The organism is Nocardia sp. NBC_00403 (assembly GCF_036046055.1).
Taxonomy (GTDB): Bacteria; Actinomycetota; Actinomycetes; order Mycobacteriales; family Mycobacteriaceae; genus Nocardia.
Window position 1 is genome coordinate 8,677,439 of the sequence record NZ_CP107939.1, and the last position, 14,929, is coordinate 8,692,367.

Sequence of the window (14,929 nt, forward strand, 5' to 3'; positions counted from 1 at the left end):
CGATCGCCGGCGAAATCTCCCGCGACCGAGCGGGTGCCACGGACCCGGCTCCGGTGGCCCAGGGCCCAACACCCGCCCAAGTTTCCGTACCTTCCCTGCGCGGCGGATCGAGGGCTTGTACCCTCGGCGAACGTGAGCAGCGACATCACCGCATCGGCGGCATGGGGGAAACTGCACGATCACCACGGCGCGGTCGCCGAGCGACACCTGCGTGAGTTCTTCGCCGACGATCCTGCCCGTGGCCGTGAGCTGACCGTCCAGGTTGCCGACCTGCACATCGACTACAGCAAGCACCGCGTCACGCGGGAAACCCTGGAGCTGCTGGTCGAATTGGCGCGCGAGGCAGGCATCGTCGAGCGCCGGGACGCGATGTTCCGCGGCGCGCACATCAACACCTCGGAGAACCGGGCGGTCGAGCACATCGCGCTGCGCCTGCCCGCCGGTGAATCACTGATCGTGGACGACGCCGACGCGGTCGCCGAGGTGCACGAGGTGCTGCGGCGGATGGGCGAATTCACCGACTCGCTGCGCTCGGGCGAATGGCGCGGCGCGACCGGCGAACGGATCACCACGGTGGTCAATATCGGGATCGGCGGGTCGGATCTCGGACCCGAGATGGTCCATCGCGCGCTGCGCCACTACGCCGACGCCGGGATCGGCGCACGCTTCGTGTCGAATGTCGACCCCGCGGACTTGGTCGCGAAACTCGACGGCCTCGATCCGGCGACCACGCTGTTCATTGTTGCGTCCAAGACGTTCTCGACACTGGAGACCTTGACCAATGCCACCGCCGCGCGGCGCTGGCTGGTGGCGGCACTCGGCGCGGACGCCGTCGCCCAGCACTTCGTCGCGGTGTCGACGAACGCCGAGCGGGTCGCCGAATTCGGCATCGACACCGCGAACATGTTCGGGTTCTGGGACTGGGTCGGCGGACGCTACTCGGTGGATTCCGCCATCGGCCTTTCGGTGATGGCGACGATCGGCAAGGAACGCTTCGGCGAGTTCCTCGCCGGCATGCACGCCGTCGACCAGCATTTCGCGACCGCCCCGCTCGCGGCGAACGGTCCGGTGCTGCTCGGCCTGCTCGGTGTCTGGTACTCGAACTTCTTCGGCGCGGAATCCCGTGCGGTGCTGCCTTATTCGAACGATCTCGCACGCTTTCCCGCCTACTTGCAGCAGCTGACCATGGAGTCCAACGGCAAGTCGGTGCGCGCCGACGGCACGCCGGTGACCACCTCGACCGGGGAAATCTTCTGGGGCGAACCGGGTACCAACGGCCAGCACGCCTTCTATCAGCTGCTGCACCAGGGCACCCGCCTGATCCCTGCGGACTTCATCGGATTCGCCCGTCCCACCGATGATCTACCCACCCGCGACGGCACCGGCAGCATGCACGACATCCTGATGAGCAACCTGTTCGCCCAGACCAAGGTGCTCGCCTTCGGCAAGACCGCCGAGGAGATCGCCGCCGAAGGCACCGACCCGAAGGTGGTGCCGCACAAGGTGATGCCGGGCAACCGGCCGAGCACCAGCATCCTCGCCCCGCAACTGACGCCGTCGGTGGTCGGCCAGCTGATCGCCCTGTACGAACATCAGGTCTTCGTCGAAGGCACCATCTGGGGCATCGACAGCTTCGACCAGTGGGGCGTCGAACTGGGCAAACAGCAGGCCCTCGCGGTGGCGCCACTGCTCACCTCCCCGGAAGAGCCCGAGCCCCAAGGGGATTCCTCCACCGACGCGCTGATCCGCTGGTATCGCGCCAACCGCTGACAGACGTCGCTGAGCGTGCTGTCTCGGAAACGTCTGTCATGCCGGGTGTTTCGCACGCCTGCGGCCTCCAGTGGGCGGGTAATGCTGGTGTCGCCGTGTTGCGCGTCGGGTGCGCGAGCCCGGAGATTCGCCGAGACTGCTTCATCGGTCCAAGATTGCCGTCGAGCCGCAGCACTCGCCGAGCCGTTTCGACCCGGACGAATGTCCGGGTATCGAGACCTCAGGCATCCGCGGTGTAGTAGCGGCCCTCGCGCTGACGGAGCACCAGATCGGCGCGCTGCCTCGTGCCCGCGATCAGGTCGGCATTGGGCAGATCGCTGTCGCGCACCTTGATTCGGGCGGCGTCGGCGCTGCGGCCGCCGCGAATATGGCGGCGTATCAGGCGCTGTGCGATCACGTCCCGATCGACGTCCAGGTACCAGACTTCGTCGAGCAGCGGGCGCACCCGGCACCACGAGCTGGATTCGCGATCGTCCAAGAGCAGGTAGTTGCCCTCGGTGATGGCGATCTCGTGCCCGTCGAAGACGACGCCGGCCTGCGTCGGCTCCTCGATGGCACGGTCGAAAGTCGGCCATGGCACCGGCTCGCCGATCGGGGTATCGCGCAGGCGGCGCAACGTGTCGAGGTAGCCGTCGACATCGAAGGTATGCGGTTCGCCCTTGCGCTCGACATCGCCCGTCGCGCGCAACGCCGCGTTCGGCAAATGGAAGCCGTCCATCGGCGCAATCTCGGCGATCGGCACGCCCGCTCGAATGTTCAGCTCGTCCCGGATGGACTTGGACAGCGTGGACTTGCCCGCCCCCGGCGGCCCCGCGATACCGAGCACATACCGGCGGGCGCACGCCGCCGCCCTTATCCGCAGGTGCTCGACGAGCGAGCGCACAGGCATTTCGACGGTAGTCCGCGTCATCGGAGCCACAGTACTCAGACTGCGCACCGCTGCCGCGAATTTGCCCCCGTGGCCGGCGAAGTCGGCTATCGGAGTCGCTGCCGCACCTCGGCGGACAGCTCGGCCGCGCCATCGCGCAGCGCCTCGGTGAACATGCGACGCGGCTCGGTGGCTCCGGCCTCGGATCGATAGACGACGGCCGTGCCGCGCACCGCCGCGGGATGGTCGATGCGGACGAGCGCGATCGTCGGCGGAAGCACCGGCACCGCGATGCCGGGCACCACGGTGATGCCCATACCCGCCGCGACCAGACCGAGCTTGGCAAACCAGTCGCGTGCGACGAAGGCGATGTCGGGCTCCCAGGTGGCGTCGCCGAACACACCGAGCAAGGTGCTGTTCAACTCGGTGCTGCCCGCGATCCAGCGCTCGCTGCGCAACTCCGCCGGCGTCACGCTGACACGATCCGCGAGAGCGTGGCCCGGCCCGACCGCGATGAGCAGCGGATCGTCGAGCAGCGATTCGAGCACGAGGTCGCCGGGCAGGTTCGGTGTTGCGGTCACCACGGCCAGATCCAGCCGACCCCGGGCGACCGCGGCGAGCAGCCGCGGGCTGGTCCCCTCACGCAGCGGCACCCGGGCCAGTCGGGTGGACGTGGCGGCAATGGCCCTTGGCACCAGCGCCGCCATTGCAGTCGAGAACGCGCCGACACGAAGCAGCGCCGGCGGACGCGCGACGAGCTCCTCGAGGTCGTGCCGGGCCGCGCCGATCCCGGCGAGCACCGTTTCCGCGTGCCGAAGGATGATCCGCCCCGCATCCGTCGGCCGGACCCCGCGGGCGTGTCGTTCGAACAACGTCTTGCCCGCCGCCTGCTCCATCAGGGCTATCTGCCTGGACACCGCCGACTGCGTGTAGCCGAGATTCTCGGCGGCGGTCGAGAACGATCGACATCGGCCGGCCTCACGAACCACACGCAAGCCGACAATCGTGAATTCACCCATGCGATCTACTCATACCAAATATGCGAGACTCTCGCTTGTCGCATGTCGAGGAACTGCATACCGTCGAATCCATGAGCGCAGCCGAAAACAAGAAACTGATCGAGCACATCTTCGATCAGATGGCACAGGGCAATACGCGGGCGATGAGCGATGCCATGGCCGACGACTTCCGCTGGACTTTTCCGGGGAACTGGTCGTGGTCCGGCAGCTGGGAGCCGAAAACCATTGTGCTGAAAGAACTTCTGCGCCCACTCATGGCGCAGTTCACCGAATACCGGAGCACAGCAGACTTCATCATCGCTGAAGACGACCACGTCGTGGCACAGGTCCGCGGCCACGCGATCACAATTAGCGGCGAGCCGTACGAACAGACCTATTGCATGATCTTCCGACTCGCGGACGGACAGCTCACCGAACTGATCGAGCACTGCGACACCGCACTGGTCGAACGCGTACTCGAACCGCCCGCGGGCGGCCGTCGTCAACAAGTGTGAACTTCCCATGGGCGGCAAGCCCGGACCCGGAGAATATCGATCACTTTTCCTAAACTCGGGCGGATGACACAGCCAACTCCCTGGCAAACGGGCAAAAATCCACCCGGGCGGGTCGACCCGCCCGCCCCGACTGCACGCGGCGCACCACGGCGTCGAGTCGAGGTCCAGAACGCAATAGCCGCGCTTCGACCGCATCTGGCCCCGCTCCGCGGAAATTGGGGCTACGTGGTCGCCGCAGTCGGGAGCATCATTACTTTCTTCACACTGTTCCAACCGTGGGTAAACGCTGCCACGCTCGACGGCAGAATCAAAGCCACCCCTTTCGGGAAATTCGAAATATCCAGCTCCCTTGTCGCCCTGTGGTCGGGAGCACCACCGCCGCAGGCGAAAGTCAACGGCATGTGGGCCGTCCTGGCCTGCGTCGCCATCGCCGTCACACTGTTCGCCGTGGCTGTCAATCTTCGGGCTCGCACAACGGCACTGTCGCATTTGGCCGCAGGATCTTCGGTGGCCATGGCACTATTCATTGCCTTCGCCGTTGTACATATGAACGGCAAAGCCCCCGAATTGCGGGCGATGCTCGGATACGGACGCCCGACAGATCTGGGCAGCCAGATCGGCCTGCTGATGCGCTGGGCTTCCGGCAACGGCAATTACCCGATGCCCGGTATCCGCCAAGTTTCGATAACTACCGCCAGTCTCACCGCCTGGGCATGGTTCGCCATCGCGATCGCGGTGGTTTCGGCCGTCGCGGCCATCGCCCAGTGGGTCCGCAACCGCCCGGCCGGACCCATTCACATACCGCTGCAGATACCGCTGCGCATGCCCGTCGTCATTACGCGGCCATCGTCGGTACCTGCACCTGCACCTGCACCCACACCCACTCCAGCGCCCACACGCGAACCACCCGAGTGACACGGAAAATCTCTACCGCATGGTGACCCCCGGCCGGACGGATGCGCCGACCGATCCGAGCTTCCCACCGGCGGTGGGTTCGGGCTGAACTACACCATGGGATGACTCCTAAACTTGGACCAATGGTGCAGCCGACGCCCTGGCAAGCGGGCAAAACTCCACAGGCGCAGGCTGTTTCGCCCAGCCGAGCAGCAGGCGGTGCGCCACGACGTCAGGTCGACATCGCGAGCACCCTTGCCACGCTCCGACCGTTACTTGCCATGCTCCGACCGCTACTTGTCTTGTGCCGCGGCAATTGGGGCTACCTGGGCGCCGCGATCGGAAGCGTCATCACGCTGTACGCGCTGTTCCAGCCATGGGTCAACGCTTCCTCGACCGACGGCAAGATCAAAGCCACCCCGTTCGGGAAATTCGAAATATCCAGCTCCCTCGTGGCCCTGTGGTCGGGATCGCCACCGCCTGCCGCGAAGATCAACGGCACCTGGGCTGTTCTCGCGTGCATCACCATCGCCGTTATCATCGTCGCCGCAGTCGTCAATCTGAGGGCGCACACTCAGGCGCTTTCGACTTTGGTGATGGGTTCCTCGATAGCCCTGTCGCTTTTCGTCGTCTTCGCCTTGGTCCACATGAACGGCAAAGCGCCCGACGTGCGGAACATGGTCGGAAACGGCCCCACGCGGGATCTGGGCAGCCAGGTCGGCATGATAGTGCGCTGGGCCTCCGGCAACAGCGGTTACGCACTGCCCGGCGTCCGCAGGTACACCTGGACCACCGCCGGTCTCACCTCTTGGGCATGGTTCGCCGGCGCGATGGCGGTGGTTTCGGCCGTGGCCGCTATCGCCCAGTGGGTACGCAATCGCCCGGCCGGACCCATCCAGATACCGCTGCGCATGCCCATCGTCATTACGCGGCCATCGTCTGGCCCCGCACAGCCGGCACCTGAGCCGCAGCAACCCTCGGCTTCCCCACAGCCGGCTCCCGAGCCCCAGCAACCATCACCGGCCCCTCGACAGGCTTCTACCGAAGCCGCCTCCCAACAGGCACCGCCCGAGGCTGCCCCCCAACCGGCGGCCCCCGACCCGGCCACCAAACGGCCATCTCCCGGCCCCGATCAAACCAGCTGACCCAGTCGAGATTTCGACCACGCCGCAGCACACTGTTGTTCGCATGAGCAAACGAAGGGATCACGGCGACGCTGGTCGAGCGGGCACTCGACCAGCGCGGCGCCGATCAGACGAAGGCGCGTTCGATGATGGCGCCGGTGTCCACGCCCGTCGGCAGGGTGCCGAAGGCGATGCCCCAGTCGTCGCCCAATCGGGTGGCGCAGAAGGCGTCCGCGACGGCGGGGTGGCCGTGGCGGACCAGTTGCGCGCCCTGCAGGACGAGGGCCATGAGTTCGATAATGCGGCGTGCGCGGTATTCGATATCGCTGAGGTCGGAGAGTTCCTTGCCGACGCGGGTGATGGCGTCGTCGAGACGGGGGTTCGCACCCCGGGCCAGCGAGACCTCGTTGAAGTACGCCTCGACGGTCTCGGGCTGACGACCCATGGCGCGCAACGCGTCCAGGGCGGCGACATTGCCGGAGCCCTCCCAGATCGACATCAGCGGAGCCTCGCGGTAGAGGCGCGGCATCCCGGATTCTTCGGCATAGCCATTGCCGCCGAAGCATTCCAGTGCCTCGGCCGCGTGCGAAGGCGCACGCTTGCACACCCAGTACTTGGTGACCGCCAAGGCGATTCGGCGCAGCGCCGCCTCGGCCGGATCCTGGCCTGCCCGATCGGTGGCGCCCGCCAGGCGCATCATCACGGTGGTCGCGGCGTCGGATTCGATCACCAGGTCGGCGAGCACATTGCGCATCGCGGGCTGATCGATCAGCTTCTTGCCGAAGACATCCCGGTGCCGTGCGTGGTGCACCGCGTACACCGCACCGATGCGCATGCCGGTCGACGAGCCGATCACACAGTCGAGGCGGGTCATATTGACCATCTCGATGATGGTCTTGACCCCGGACCCCTCCGCGCCGACCAGCCAGCCGGTGGCGTTCTCGTATTCGATCTCCGAGGAGGCGTTGGACTTGTTGCCGAGCTTGTCCTTGAGTCGTTGGATCCGAATCGGATTGCGGGTGTCGTCGGGCAGCACCCTGGGCAGCAGGAAGCAGGACAGGCCGCCGGGCGCCTGCGCCAGCGTGAGGAACATGTCCGACATGGGCGCGGAGGTGAACCATTTGTGTCCGACGAGCCGGTAGCTGCCGTCGGGCTGCGGAGTCGCGGTGGTGGTGTTGGCGCGGACGTCGGAGCCGCCCTGCTTTTCGGTCATCGACATGCCCGCGATGAGCCCGGCCTTGGTCGACGGCTCACGAAGGCCGAAGTCGTAGGTCCTGGAACCGAGCAGCGGTTCGTATTTCGCCGCGAGCTCCGCATTGTGGCGCAGCGCGGGCACCACCGCGTAGGTCATCGAGATCGGGCACATATGGCCCGCGTCGGCGACACCCCAGGTGTAGAACTTGGCCGCACGGGCGGTATGAGCGCCGGGCCGGTCGTCGAGCCAGGGTGAGCCGTGCAGTCCGTGCGAGACCGCGACATTCATCAGGTCGTGCCAGTGCGGGTGGAATTCGACCTCGTCGATGCGATTGCCGTAGCGGTCGTGGGTGTGCAGCACCGGCGGATACTCGTTGGCCAGCCGACCCCACTCCTGCGCCGCGAAACCGCCCGCGAGCCTGCCGAGTTCACGCACCTCCTGCTCGGCCCAGCCCGCGCCCTCACGGTGCAGGCCCTCCAGCAGCGCCGGGTTCTGCGAGACGTCGAAAGGCACGATGTTCGGAACCTGGTTGAAGACTTCATGCGTCGGCATCGGACAACTCCTGTTTCTCTCGAGCGCCCGGGGCGCTCTGATCATCGCGCACGCCTAGCGCGCGCATCGCGAAGGCAACGAGTTCGGGGACAACGGATTCGCCGTGTGGTGCGTGGGCCAGCGGACCGACGAGCACCTCACCGATCGCACCGACCAATGCGGCGGCGCTGGTTCGCGCGTCCTGTGCGGGCAGTTCCCCACGCGAGACACCCTCGGTGATAGCCGATTCGAAGGCCTCGGCGAAAGCGCGCCGGAAGTGCAGGCGCTCGTTGTCGACAGCCGCATCGACCGGTTCGACGAGCAGTACGTAGGCGAGCTTCGGGTTCTTCAGCGCACGCCCCGCGAAGGTTTCCACCGCGGCGGTGACGCGTTCGACCGCGGAGGCTGCGGTGTCGGCATCCGCGATCCGTTCCGCGGCCGCGGCGGTGACGGCGGCGACCTCACGGGCGACCACCCTCCGGAAGACCGCACTCACCAGTTCGGACTTGCCTTCGAAATGCTTGTACACCGTCCCGGTCGCCACTGCGGCCTCGTTCGCGACCGCCACCATGGACAGCCCGGCAAAGCCCTCTCTGGAGAGGACCTTCGTCGCGGCCTGCACGATCAGCGCGGCCTGCGCATCGAGGCGGGCCTGCACGGCAGGGGTTCTGCGGTACACCACGCAAGAAGTGAAACACAGATTCATTTCTTGGCGCAAGGACTGTTTCCAGGCTGTTGTACGTCGTATGGTCGTGTACGTGACTGACCAAGCCAGCGGTCCCGCCGTCCGTGTCGAACACTCCGGACCCGTGACCACCGTCATCCTGCATCGCCCCGCCGCGCGCAATGCCGTCGACGGCCCGACCGCCGCCGCGCTCGCCGACGCGTTCCGCGCCTTCGACGCCGATCCCATCGCGTCTGTCGCGGTGCTATGGGGTGATGGCGGCACCTTCTGCGCGGGCGCGGACCTCAAAGCGCTCGGCACCGAGAACTCCAACCGGCCGATCGAAGACGGTGACGGCCCCATGGGCCCCACCCGCATGAAGCTGTCCAAGCCCGTGATCGCCGCCGTCTCCGGTTACGCGGTGGCAGGCGGCCTCGAGCTCGCGCTCTGGTGCGATCTGCGAATCGCCGAGCAGGACAGCACCTTCGGCGTATTCTGCCGCCGCTGGGGCGTGCCACTGATCGACGGCGGCACCGTGCGGCTACCGCGCATCATCGGGACAGGGCGTGCGATGGATCTGGTGCTGACCGGCCGCGCGGTGGGCGCACCCGAGGCCTTGCAGATGGGCCTGGTGAATCGCGTGGTGCCGACCGGTGATGCGCGCCGGGCCGCCGAGGAGGTCGCCGCCCAACTGGCCGCGCTGCCGCAAACCTGCCTGCGCTCCGATCGGATGTCGATGCTCGAACAGGACGGCCTCGACGAGGAAGCCGCGATCCGCAATGAGTTTCGGCACGGCATGACCGCCCTTGCCGACGGGGCTCTGGAGGGCGCCCAGCGATTCGCCGCGGGCGCAGGCCGACACGGCGCACGCGCCTGACCCGGATGGGCCGACCCAGCACACGGAATCGCCCCGGCGGCACCGACCGCCCCGGCGGCAGCAACCGCCACGACGACAGCAATCGACACGATGACGCCGAGCGATTCGACCCCACGGATCGGCTCGGCAGCAGCCGTCGACTGAGCGTCGTCGACGAAATCTTCCTGCGCACTCATCGCGGCCTCGGCACCCCGATCGCCCTACAGGGTCTCTGGCGCACGGCCGACCGCATCGACCCACGGCTGCTCCAGGAGGTCCACACCGCCTTGTGCACAGGGCCGTTGGGCCGCCGCGTGATCCGCCCGCGCGTACCCGGCGCCCGACGGTCCTGGCGACCCAACACCAGGGCCCACCCGCTCGACAGCACCACCCAGCCGATCCGCACCGAAACACTGCTCGACTGGGCCGACAGCCGAGGCGCCGACCTCGACCCCGAGTTCGGCCCCGGGTGGCGACTGTCGGCCGTAGCCCTCGACGACGGCGGAACCCTTGTCTCCCTGACCTGTTCACACGCCATCGCCGACGGCCGCGCACTCGTCCTCGCCGTCGACGAAGCCCTGCGCAGCCGAGCCGCAAGGCATCCCCCCGCATCCGACGGCGGCTCCGGCACGAGCTCGACAGCACGGCAATCACCTCGAGCCGGCGCCACCCGCGCCGTCGACTACACGCCGAGCGGATCGGACCCGATCGATTCGGCGATCCTCGCCAATCAATCGACTAATTCCATTGCCTCGAAATCGGATTGGGCCGATGCGCTGCGACAGTGGTCGATCGTGTTGCGCGGCACTGCCCGCGCATTTCGCAATGGCATTCCAGCACGCCCCAGGACAGCCCCAGCCGACCGTACCCGCGCCGGTTCCAGCATTGCACCGACGCACAGCGCGATCATGCGGTGCGCGGTATCCGACTGGGACCAGGCGGCCGCCGCACAGGGCGGTACCGCCAACAGCCTGTTCATCTGGCTGGTCGCGAACATACTGTGGGCCACTGGATTCCCCCACGCGACGATCGACGCCAGCCTCCCCGTCGACACTCGAGACGAACCCCGTGTCGACAACGATCTCGCGATGACGGAGATCACCATCGACCGCGCCGATACCCCCGCGACGATGCGCGAGAAGTCCCGCATCGCCTACGAGCGTCGCATGTCCAGCCCCGGCGGCATGCCCGAGGAGCTGCTACAGGTGATTCCCGACCGCTGGGCCTACGCGCTGTCCAAGGGCGCCGGTGAACGAGACATCCTGTGCTCCAATATCGGAACCCTCCCCGCGTCCCTGCGCACCCTCGGCCCACACCACTGCACCGGCGTCGCCGCCCGCGCCATCCACCCCGGCCTCACCGCGAACCTGCTCCCCCGCACCCGCCTATCCGGCTACCTGTGCCGCATTGCCGACGACTACGTCTTGTCGCTGGTCGGCCTCGACTCCACCCGCATCGAATCCACCTCAGCGTTAAGGGATCTCGTTCGCACGACAGCAGCAGATCGGCAATTGCCGCTCACCATGTGGTGACGAGCCGATCTATCCGACGCCCGGCGCGTCCGGCGGCGCAAGCGGCGCCGCGCACTCGTCGTCGTTCCGTGGGTAGTCGAGGCTGGATGAGGGTAGTTTTCGAGCCCGTCAGGCGCACACATCGCGCGCGGTGAATCGCTTGGCGAATGCACAGTGACCGGACGGTCCGCAGCTCCGCGGATCGCCCTAGTCTTCGTCGACTACCGGCGAAGCTGTGACCGGCTCCCGGAAACGAATGCCGTCCATTACCAATGAGATCAGCTGTTCGGCTTGCTCGCCGCCGTCCAACTCTCGCTCGGTGACGAAGGCGATCGCGTTGACGAGTTTGAGTAGTTGCGCCGCCGTGATATCAGGGCGCACGGCTCGGGACTGCCGAGCTCGGGTGAGCAGTGCTGTCGCGGCGGCGAATATCGTTTCGCGGCACCACGACATATCCGATCCCTCGTTGTGCAGGGCGGCCGTCAGTGCGGCAACCAGCCCACGTGAGGTACTTCCGTGGGCAGCGACAGCCCGCAACCAGGTGGCCAGTGCCTCGCCCGGTGCTTGCGCGGTAAGCAGCTCCCTGGCCTCTTCCGAGAGTGCCTCGATCTGGTCGCGGTGAACAGCTTCCAGCAGTGCCTGCCGTGTCGGGAAGTGCCGGTAGAGCGTCGCGTTTCCGACTTCGGCACGCCGGGCGATGTCGTCGAGAGACGCGTCGATGCCGTGTTCGGCGAACGCGGTCCTGGCGGCGACAAGCAGCTGTTCGTAGTTACGCCGCGCGTCGGCGCGCATCGGACGCTGGGCGAGAGCGTCCTGGCCCTTCGGTTTCGTCACGAGTCTCTCTCGGATTGCCAAACGGGGATAGTCCCCATATCGTAACAGTGGGAAAACGGGGACACTCCCCGATTGACCGTGGTGGGCCACGATGGAGGAAGACATGCCTGCAGAACACCCGATTCTCGTAACGGGCGCCACCGGATGGCAGGGCGGCGCCGCGGCGCGACACCTGCTCGCGAATGGCTGGCGGGTCCGGGTGCTCGTCCGCACGCCGTGCAGCCGAGCGGCTCAGGCACTAGCCGAGGCCGGTGCCGAACTCGCGCCGGGCGACATGGACTCCCGCACCTCGCTCGATGCCGCGATGCGGGACGCGTACGGAGTCTTCAGCGTCCAGCCGACCCAGGGCTATCCCGGCACCCCAACCGAATTCACCATCGATGACGAAATCCGACTGGGCGTCAACGTGGCCGACGCAGCGAAAGCCGCTGGCGTTCAACACTTTATCTACGCCTCCGTCGGCGGCGCGGACCGCAAGACCGGCATTCGACGATGGGAGAGCAAGCGGCAAGTCGAGCGGCACATCGACAACCTCGGCCTGCCCGCAACGATCCTGCGCCCGGTCAGGTTCATGGAGAACCAGGCCGACCCGCAACTCGGCGTGCGAGACAGCACCCTCGCCGATGTCTTCCTCCCCGAAGTTCCCGTGCAGCTCATCGCCGTGAGCGATATCGGCGCCTTCGCCGCACTGGCCTTCGGCAGCCCGCACGAATACCTAGGTAAGGCAATCGAATTGGCGGGCGACGAACTGACCATGCCACAGATAGTCGACGCGATCACCAATGTCACCGGACACCCCGTCACCTACCGTCACATCCCACGAGAAGCACTCCAAGGACGAGACCCCGACGCGATCGCGGGTTACATCGTCGCCAACGAAAAAGGCGGCTGGCAGGCCGACATCCCCGCCCTACGAAAACTGCACCCCACACTCATGACCTTCGACACCTGGCTCACCAAAGAAGGCAAAGCGAAATTCGACACACTCCTGGGCAACCAGCCCTGAGCCGCGGGGCGAGGTGTGATCAGGATGCCGTGACGGCGTCTGCGCGGTCGAGCACATCCCGCGGCACCTCGATGCCGGGCTCGAGATCCGCCGAAGGCACCGGCGTATCCCACGCCTGACGCACGGGCAGCACGCCCGCCCATACACCGCCGGCCTCGATGTCCTCGGGATCGTCGTTCGGGCCACCGGTCCTGACCTTCACCGACGCCTCGGTGAGATCGAGCGCGAGCACCTTGGTTGCGGCCAGTTCCTTTTTGTTGGGCTTGCGGACCCGATCCCATGCGCCGGGTGCGGAGTGCTCGATCACTATGCGCAGCGCGTGCATCCGCGCTTCGGGGTCGGTCACCTCCACGGCGCGGCCGCGCACCACTGCCGAGCGATAGTTCATCGAGAAGTGCATGGCCGAGCGCGCGTAGATGAGGCCGTCGACGAGGGTGACGGCGATGGAGATATCGCCGTCGAGTGCGGCCCGCAGGTTGCCTGCACCGGTCGAGCCGTGCAAGTAGAGCGTGTCGCCGGCACGCCCGTAGACGGTGGGGATCACCACGGGAGAGCCGCCGAGCACCACACCGAGATGGCAGACCAGTCCCGCGTCGAGGACCGCGTCCAGGTCGGCCCTTTCGGTCCTGGCTCGCTCCTTTGCGCGGGTCGGCGTGCTGCGCGGGGTCGGCGAGAGCGGGGGCCGGGAAGTGATCGACTTGGTCATAGCACTATCCTGAAGCGGAAAGTGGCACTTCGAAATAGCCAATTCAAGGAAAAATCAACAGTCCAATTCTGGAGGGCCCAGTGCTCGACGAGCTCCCGCTCGTGCTCGATCGCGATGCCGCGCAGCCGCTATCCGCGCAGGTCGCAGCAGGTTTGCGGGCCGCGGCGAGCACCGGCGTGCTACGGACCGACGACCGGCTGCCTTCCTCGCGGTCGCTCGCGCAGCGGCTCGGAGTGAGCCGCACGGTCGTCGCCGCGGCCTATGACCAGCTGCACGCCGAGGGCTGGATCGCAGGCAAGCGCGGGTCGGGCACCTACCTGACCACCGCCCCCGTCGCGAGCCCTACCCGGCCGAGCGCCTTATCCGGATCGACGGACACCCCGGAGCTTCTCGACCTGGGCCCCGGCGCACCCTGCGTCGAAGCCATCCACCAGCCGGCCTGGCGACGGGCCTGGCGGGCCGCCTCCGACATCGCCCCGATGGTCCGCAAGGACCGCGGCGGTGAGCCGGAGTTCCGGTCGACGATCGCCGAACACCTGCTGCGGCACCGCGGTCTCGGCGCGAACAGCGACACCGTCGTGCTCGCCACTGCCGGAACCAGTTCGGCGGTCAGCGAACTCGCCGCCGCGCTGCTGCGACCCGGCGATGCGATCGCGATGGAGGACCCCGGCTATCAACGCGCCGCGGGCGCGTTCCTGGCCGCGGGGGTCCGGGTACTGCCCGTCCCCGTCGATGCCGAGGGACTGCGGGTCGAGCTGCTGCCGCCCGGCATCAAAGCGGTGTATTGCACACCGGCACACCAGTTTCCGATCGGCGCGCGCATGCCGGCGGCACGCCGGGTTCAGCTCGTCGAATTCGCCCGACAAGCAGGCGTGCCCATCATCGAGGACGACTACGACGGCGAGCTGCGCTACGACACAGCGCCTTTGCCGTTGCTCGCGGCAATGGCACCGGACGTGGTGGTGCACCTGGGCACCACGAGCAAGATCTTGTCACCGAGCCTGGGAACCGGCTGGTTGGTCGCAATGCCGGAGATCGCCGACGCGGTGCTCGCGCACCGGGAGCTGACCGGCACCGGGCCGAGTCCCGCGGGCCAGCAAGTGCTCGTCGAATTCGCCAGGCACGGCGACCTGGCGCGACACCTGCGCAGGCTGCGCCGTGCCCTGCCGCCGCGCCGGGCACTGGTGGTCGATGAGCTGCGCCGGCGGGGTCTCGAGGTGGTCGGCGACGACGCGGGTTCGCATATCGTGGTGCCGCTGACATCGGCGGCGGCCGAGCAACAGGCCATCGCCGAGGGCCGGGCGCGCGGCATCGCCCTCGACGGATTGGCCCGCCACCACATCGGCGCCCAACGGTCCTTCGGCGTCGCCCTCGGTTACACCGCGCTCAGCTGGGCCGACCTGGAGATCGCCATTCCGTTGGCCGGAGATTGCCTGGCCCGGTCGTAGCATGGTCTC

General features: G+C 67.3%; 14 protein-coding genes. 8 read left to right on the forward strand and 6 right to left on the reverse strand.

From position 1 onward, the window contains the following. The first annotated feature begins 132 nt into the window (after positions 1–132). A complete protein-coding gene (gene pgi, locus OHQ90_RS39090; protein WP_328406370.1) occupies positions 133–1,770 on the forward strand; it encodes a glucose-6-phosphate isomerase in 1,638 nt (545 codons plus the stop codon). Positions 1,771–1,990: 220 nt separating this feature from the next. On the opposite strand, the gene OHQ90_RS39095 is transcribed toward pgi, so the two are convergent. Continuing rightward, positions 1,991–2,680: a nucleoside/nucleotide kinase family protein gene (locus OHQ90_RS39095; RefSeq protein WP_328406372.1), complete on the reverse strand. Its 690-nt coding sequence runs from the start codon at positions 2,678–2,680 to the stop codon at positions 1,991–1,993. Positions 2,681–2,745: 65 nt separating this feature from the next. Beyond that, positions 2,746–3,657: a LysR family transcriptional regulator gene (locus OHQ90_RS39100; RefSeq protein WP_328406374.1), complete on the reverse strand. Its 912-nt coding sequence runs from the start codon at positions 3,655–3,657 to the stop codon at positions 2,746–2,748. Between the two features lie 71 nt (positions 3,658–3,728). On the opposite strand from OHQ90_RS39100, the gene OHQ90_RS39105 reads away from it, so the two are divergent. From OHQ90_RS39105 to OHQ90_RS39115, 3 genes are all read left to right on the forward strand, one after another. Next, positions 3,729–4,151, forward strand: a complete 423-nt coding sequence (locus tag OHQ90_RS39105; protein WP_328406376.1) for a nuclear transport factor 2 family protein — start codon at positions 3,729–3,731, stop codon at positions 4,149–4,151. Positions 4,152–4,214: 63 nt separating this feature from the next. Further along, complete coding sequence (locus OHQ90_RS39110; RefSeq protein WP_328406378.1) at positions 4,215–5,066, forward strand: hypothetical protein; 852 nt, start codon at positions 4,215–4,217, stop codon at positions 5,064–5,066. A gap of 122 nt (positions 5,067–5,188) precedes the next feature. Next, entirely contained in the window at positions 5,189–6,190 is a 1,002-nt protein-coding gene (locus tag OHQ90_RS39115; protein WP_328406380.1) for a hypothetical protein, read from the forward strand. 106 nt (positions 6,191–6,296) lie between these two features. Here the strand turns inward: OHQ90_RS39115 and OHQ90_RS39120 are convergent, their stop codons facing one another. Together OHQ90_RS39120 and OHQ90_RS39125 are read right to left on the reverse strand one after the other, a co-directional pair. Further along, positions 6,297–7,916 (reverse strand): acyl-CoA dehydrogenase family protein, encoded by a 1,620-nt coding sequence (locus OHQ90_RS39120; RefSeq protein ID WP_328406382.1) that lies wholly within the window; start codon positions 7,914–7,916, stop codon positions 6,297–6,299. Further along, positions 7,903–8,577 carry a TetR/AcrR family transcriptional regulator gene (locus OHQ90_RS39125; protein WP_328406384.1) on the reverse strand — a complete coding sequence of 225 codons (675 nt, stop codon included), beginning with the start codon at positions 8,575–8,577 and terminating at the stop codon, positions 7,903–7,905. The genes OHQ90_RS39120 and OHQ90_RS39125 overlap by 14 nt, the downstream gene beginning before the upstream one ends. A 76-nt stretch (positions 8,578–8,653) precedes the next feature. Between OHQ90_RS39125 and OHQ90_RS39130 the strand changes: the two genes are divergently transcribed. Then, positions 8,654–9,436, forward strand: a complete 783-nt coding sequence (locus tag OHQ90_RS39130) for a crotonase/enoyl-CoA hydratase family protein (protein ID WP_328406386.1) — start codon at positions 8,654–8,656, stop codon at positions 9,434–9,436. Positions 9,437–9,441: 5 nt separating this feature from the next. After that, positions 9,442–10,947, forward strand: a complete 1,506-nt coding sequence (locus OHQ90_RS39135) for a hypothetical protein (protein WP_328406388.1) — start codon at positions 9,442–9,444, stop codon at positions 10,945–10,947. A gap of 186 nt (positions 10,948–11,133) precedes the next feature. Here the strand turns inward: OHQ90_RS39135 and OHQ90_RS39140 are convergent, their stop codons facing one another. Beyond that, complete coding sequence (locus tag OHQ90_RS39140; protein ID WP_328406390.1) at positions 11,134–11,760, reverse strand: TetR/AcrR family transcriptional regulator; 627 nt, start codon at positions 11,758–11,760, stop codon at positions 11,134–11,136. Between the two features lie 103 nt (positions 11,761–11,863). On the opposite strand from OHQ90_RS39140, the gene OHQ90_RS39145 reads away from it, so the two are divergent. Beyond that, positions 11,864–12,766, forward strand: coding sequence for an NmrA/HSCARG family protein (locus OHQ90_RS39145; protein ID WP_328406392.1), 903 nt, complete (start codon positions 11,864–11,866; stop codon positions 12,764–12,766). Between the two features lie 19 nt (positions 12,767–12,785). On the opposite strand, the gene OHQ90_RS39150 is transcribed toward OHQ90_RS39145, so the two are convergent. Continuing rightward, entirely contained in the window at positions 12,786–13,472 is a 687-nt protein-coding gene (locus OHQ90_RS39150; RefSeq protein WP_328406394.1) for a pyridoxamine 5'-phosphate oxidase family protein, read from the reverse strand. An 80-nt stretch (positions 13,473–13,552) separates the two neighbouring features. On the opposite strand from OHQ90_RS39150, the gene pdxR reads away from it, so the two are divergent. Beyond that, positions 13,553–14,920, forward strand: a complete 1,368-nt coding sequence (gene pdxR, locus OHQ90_RS39155; RefSeq protein WP_328406396.1) for a MocR-like pyridoxine biosynthesis transcription factor PdxR — start codon at positions 13,553–13,555, stop codon at positions 14,918–14,920. Positions 14,921–14,929: the final 9 nt, after the last annotated feature.

Coding starts and splice junctions, on each gene's coding strand:
- OHQ90_RS39110 (WP_328406378.1), top strand. CDS start 4,215: ATGACACAGCCAACTCCCTGGCAAACGGGCAAAAATCCACCCGGGCGG.
- OHQ90_RS39115 (WP_328406380.1), top strand. CDS start 5,189: ATGGTGCAGCCGACGCCCTGGCAAGCGGGCAAAACTCCACAGGCGCAG.
- OHQ90_RS39120 (WP_328406382.1), bottom strand. CDS start 7,916: ATGCCGACGCATGAAGTCTTCAACCAGGTTCCGAACATCGTGCCTTTC.
- OHQ90_RS39095 (WP_328406372.1), bottom strand. CDS start 2,680: ATGACGCGGACTACCGTCGAAATGCCTGTGCGCTCGCTCGTCGAGCAC.
- OHQ90_RS39135 (WP_328406388.1), top strand. CDS start 9,442: ATGGGCCGACCCAGCACACGGAATCGCCCCGGCGGCACCGACCGCCCC.
- OHQ90_RS39150 (WP_328406394.1), bottom strand. CDS start 13,472: ATGACCAAGTCGATCACTTCCCGGCCCCCGCTCTCGCCGACCCCGCGC.
- OHQ90_RS39145 (WP_328406392.1), top strand. CDS start 11,864: ATGCCTGCAGAACACCCGATTCTCGTAACGGGCGCCACCGGATGGCAG.
- OHQ90_RS39100 (WP_328406374.1), bottom strand. CDS start 3,657: ATGGGTGAATTCACGATTGTCGGCTTGCGTGTGGTTCGTGAGGCCGGC.
- OHQ90_RS39105 (WP_328406376.1), top strand. CDS start 3,729: ATGAGCGCAGCCGAAAACAAGAAACTGATCGAGCACATCTTCGATCAG.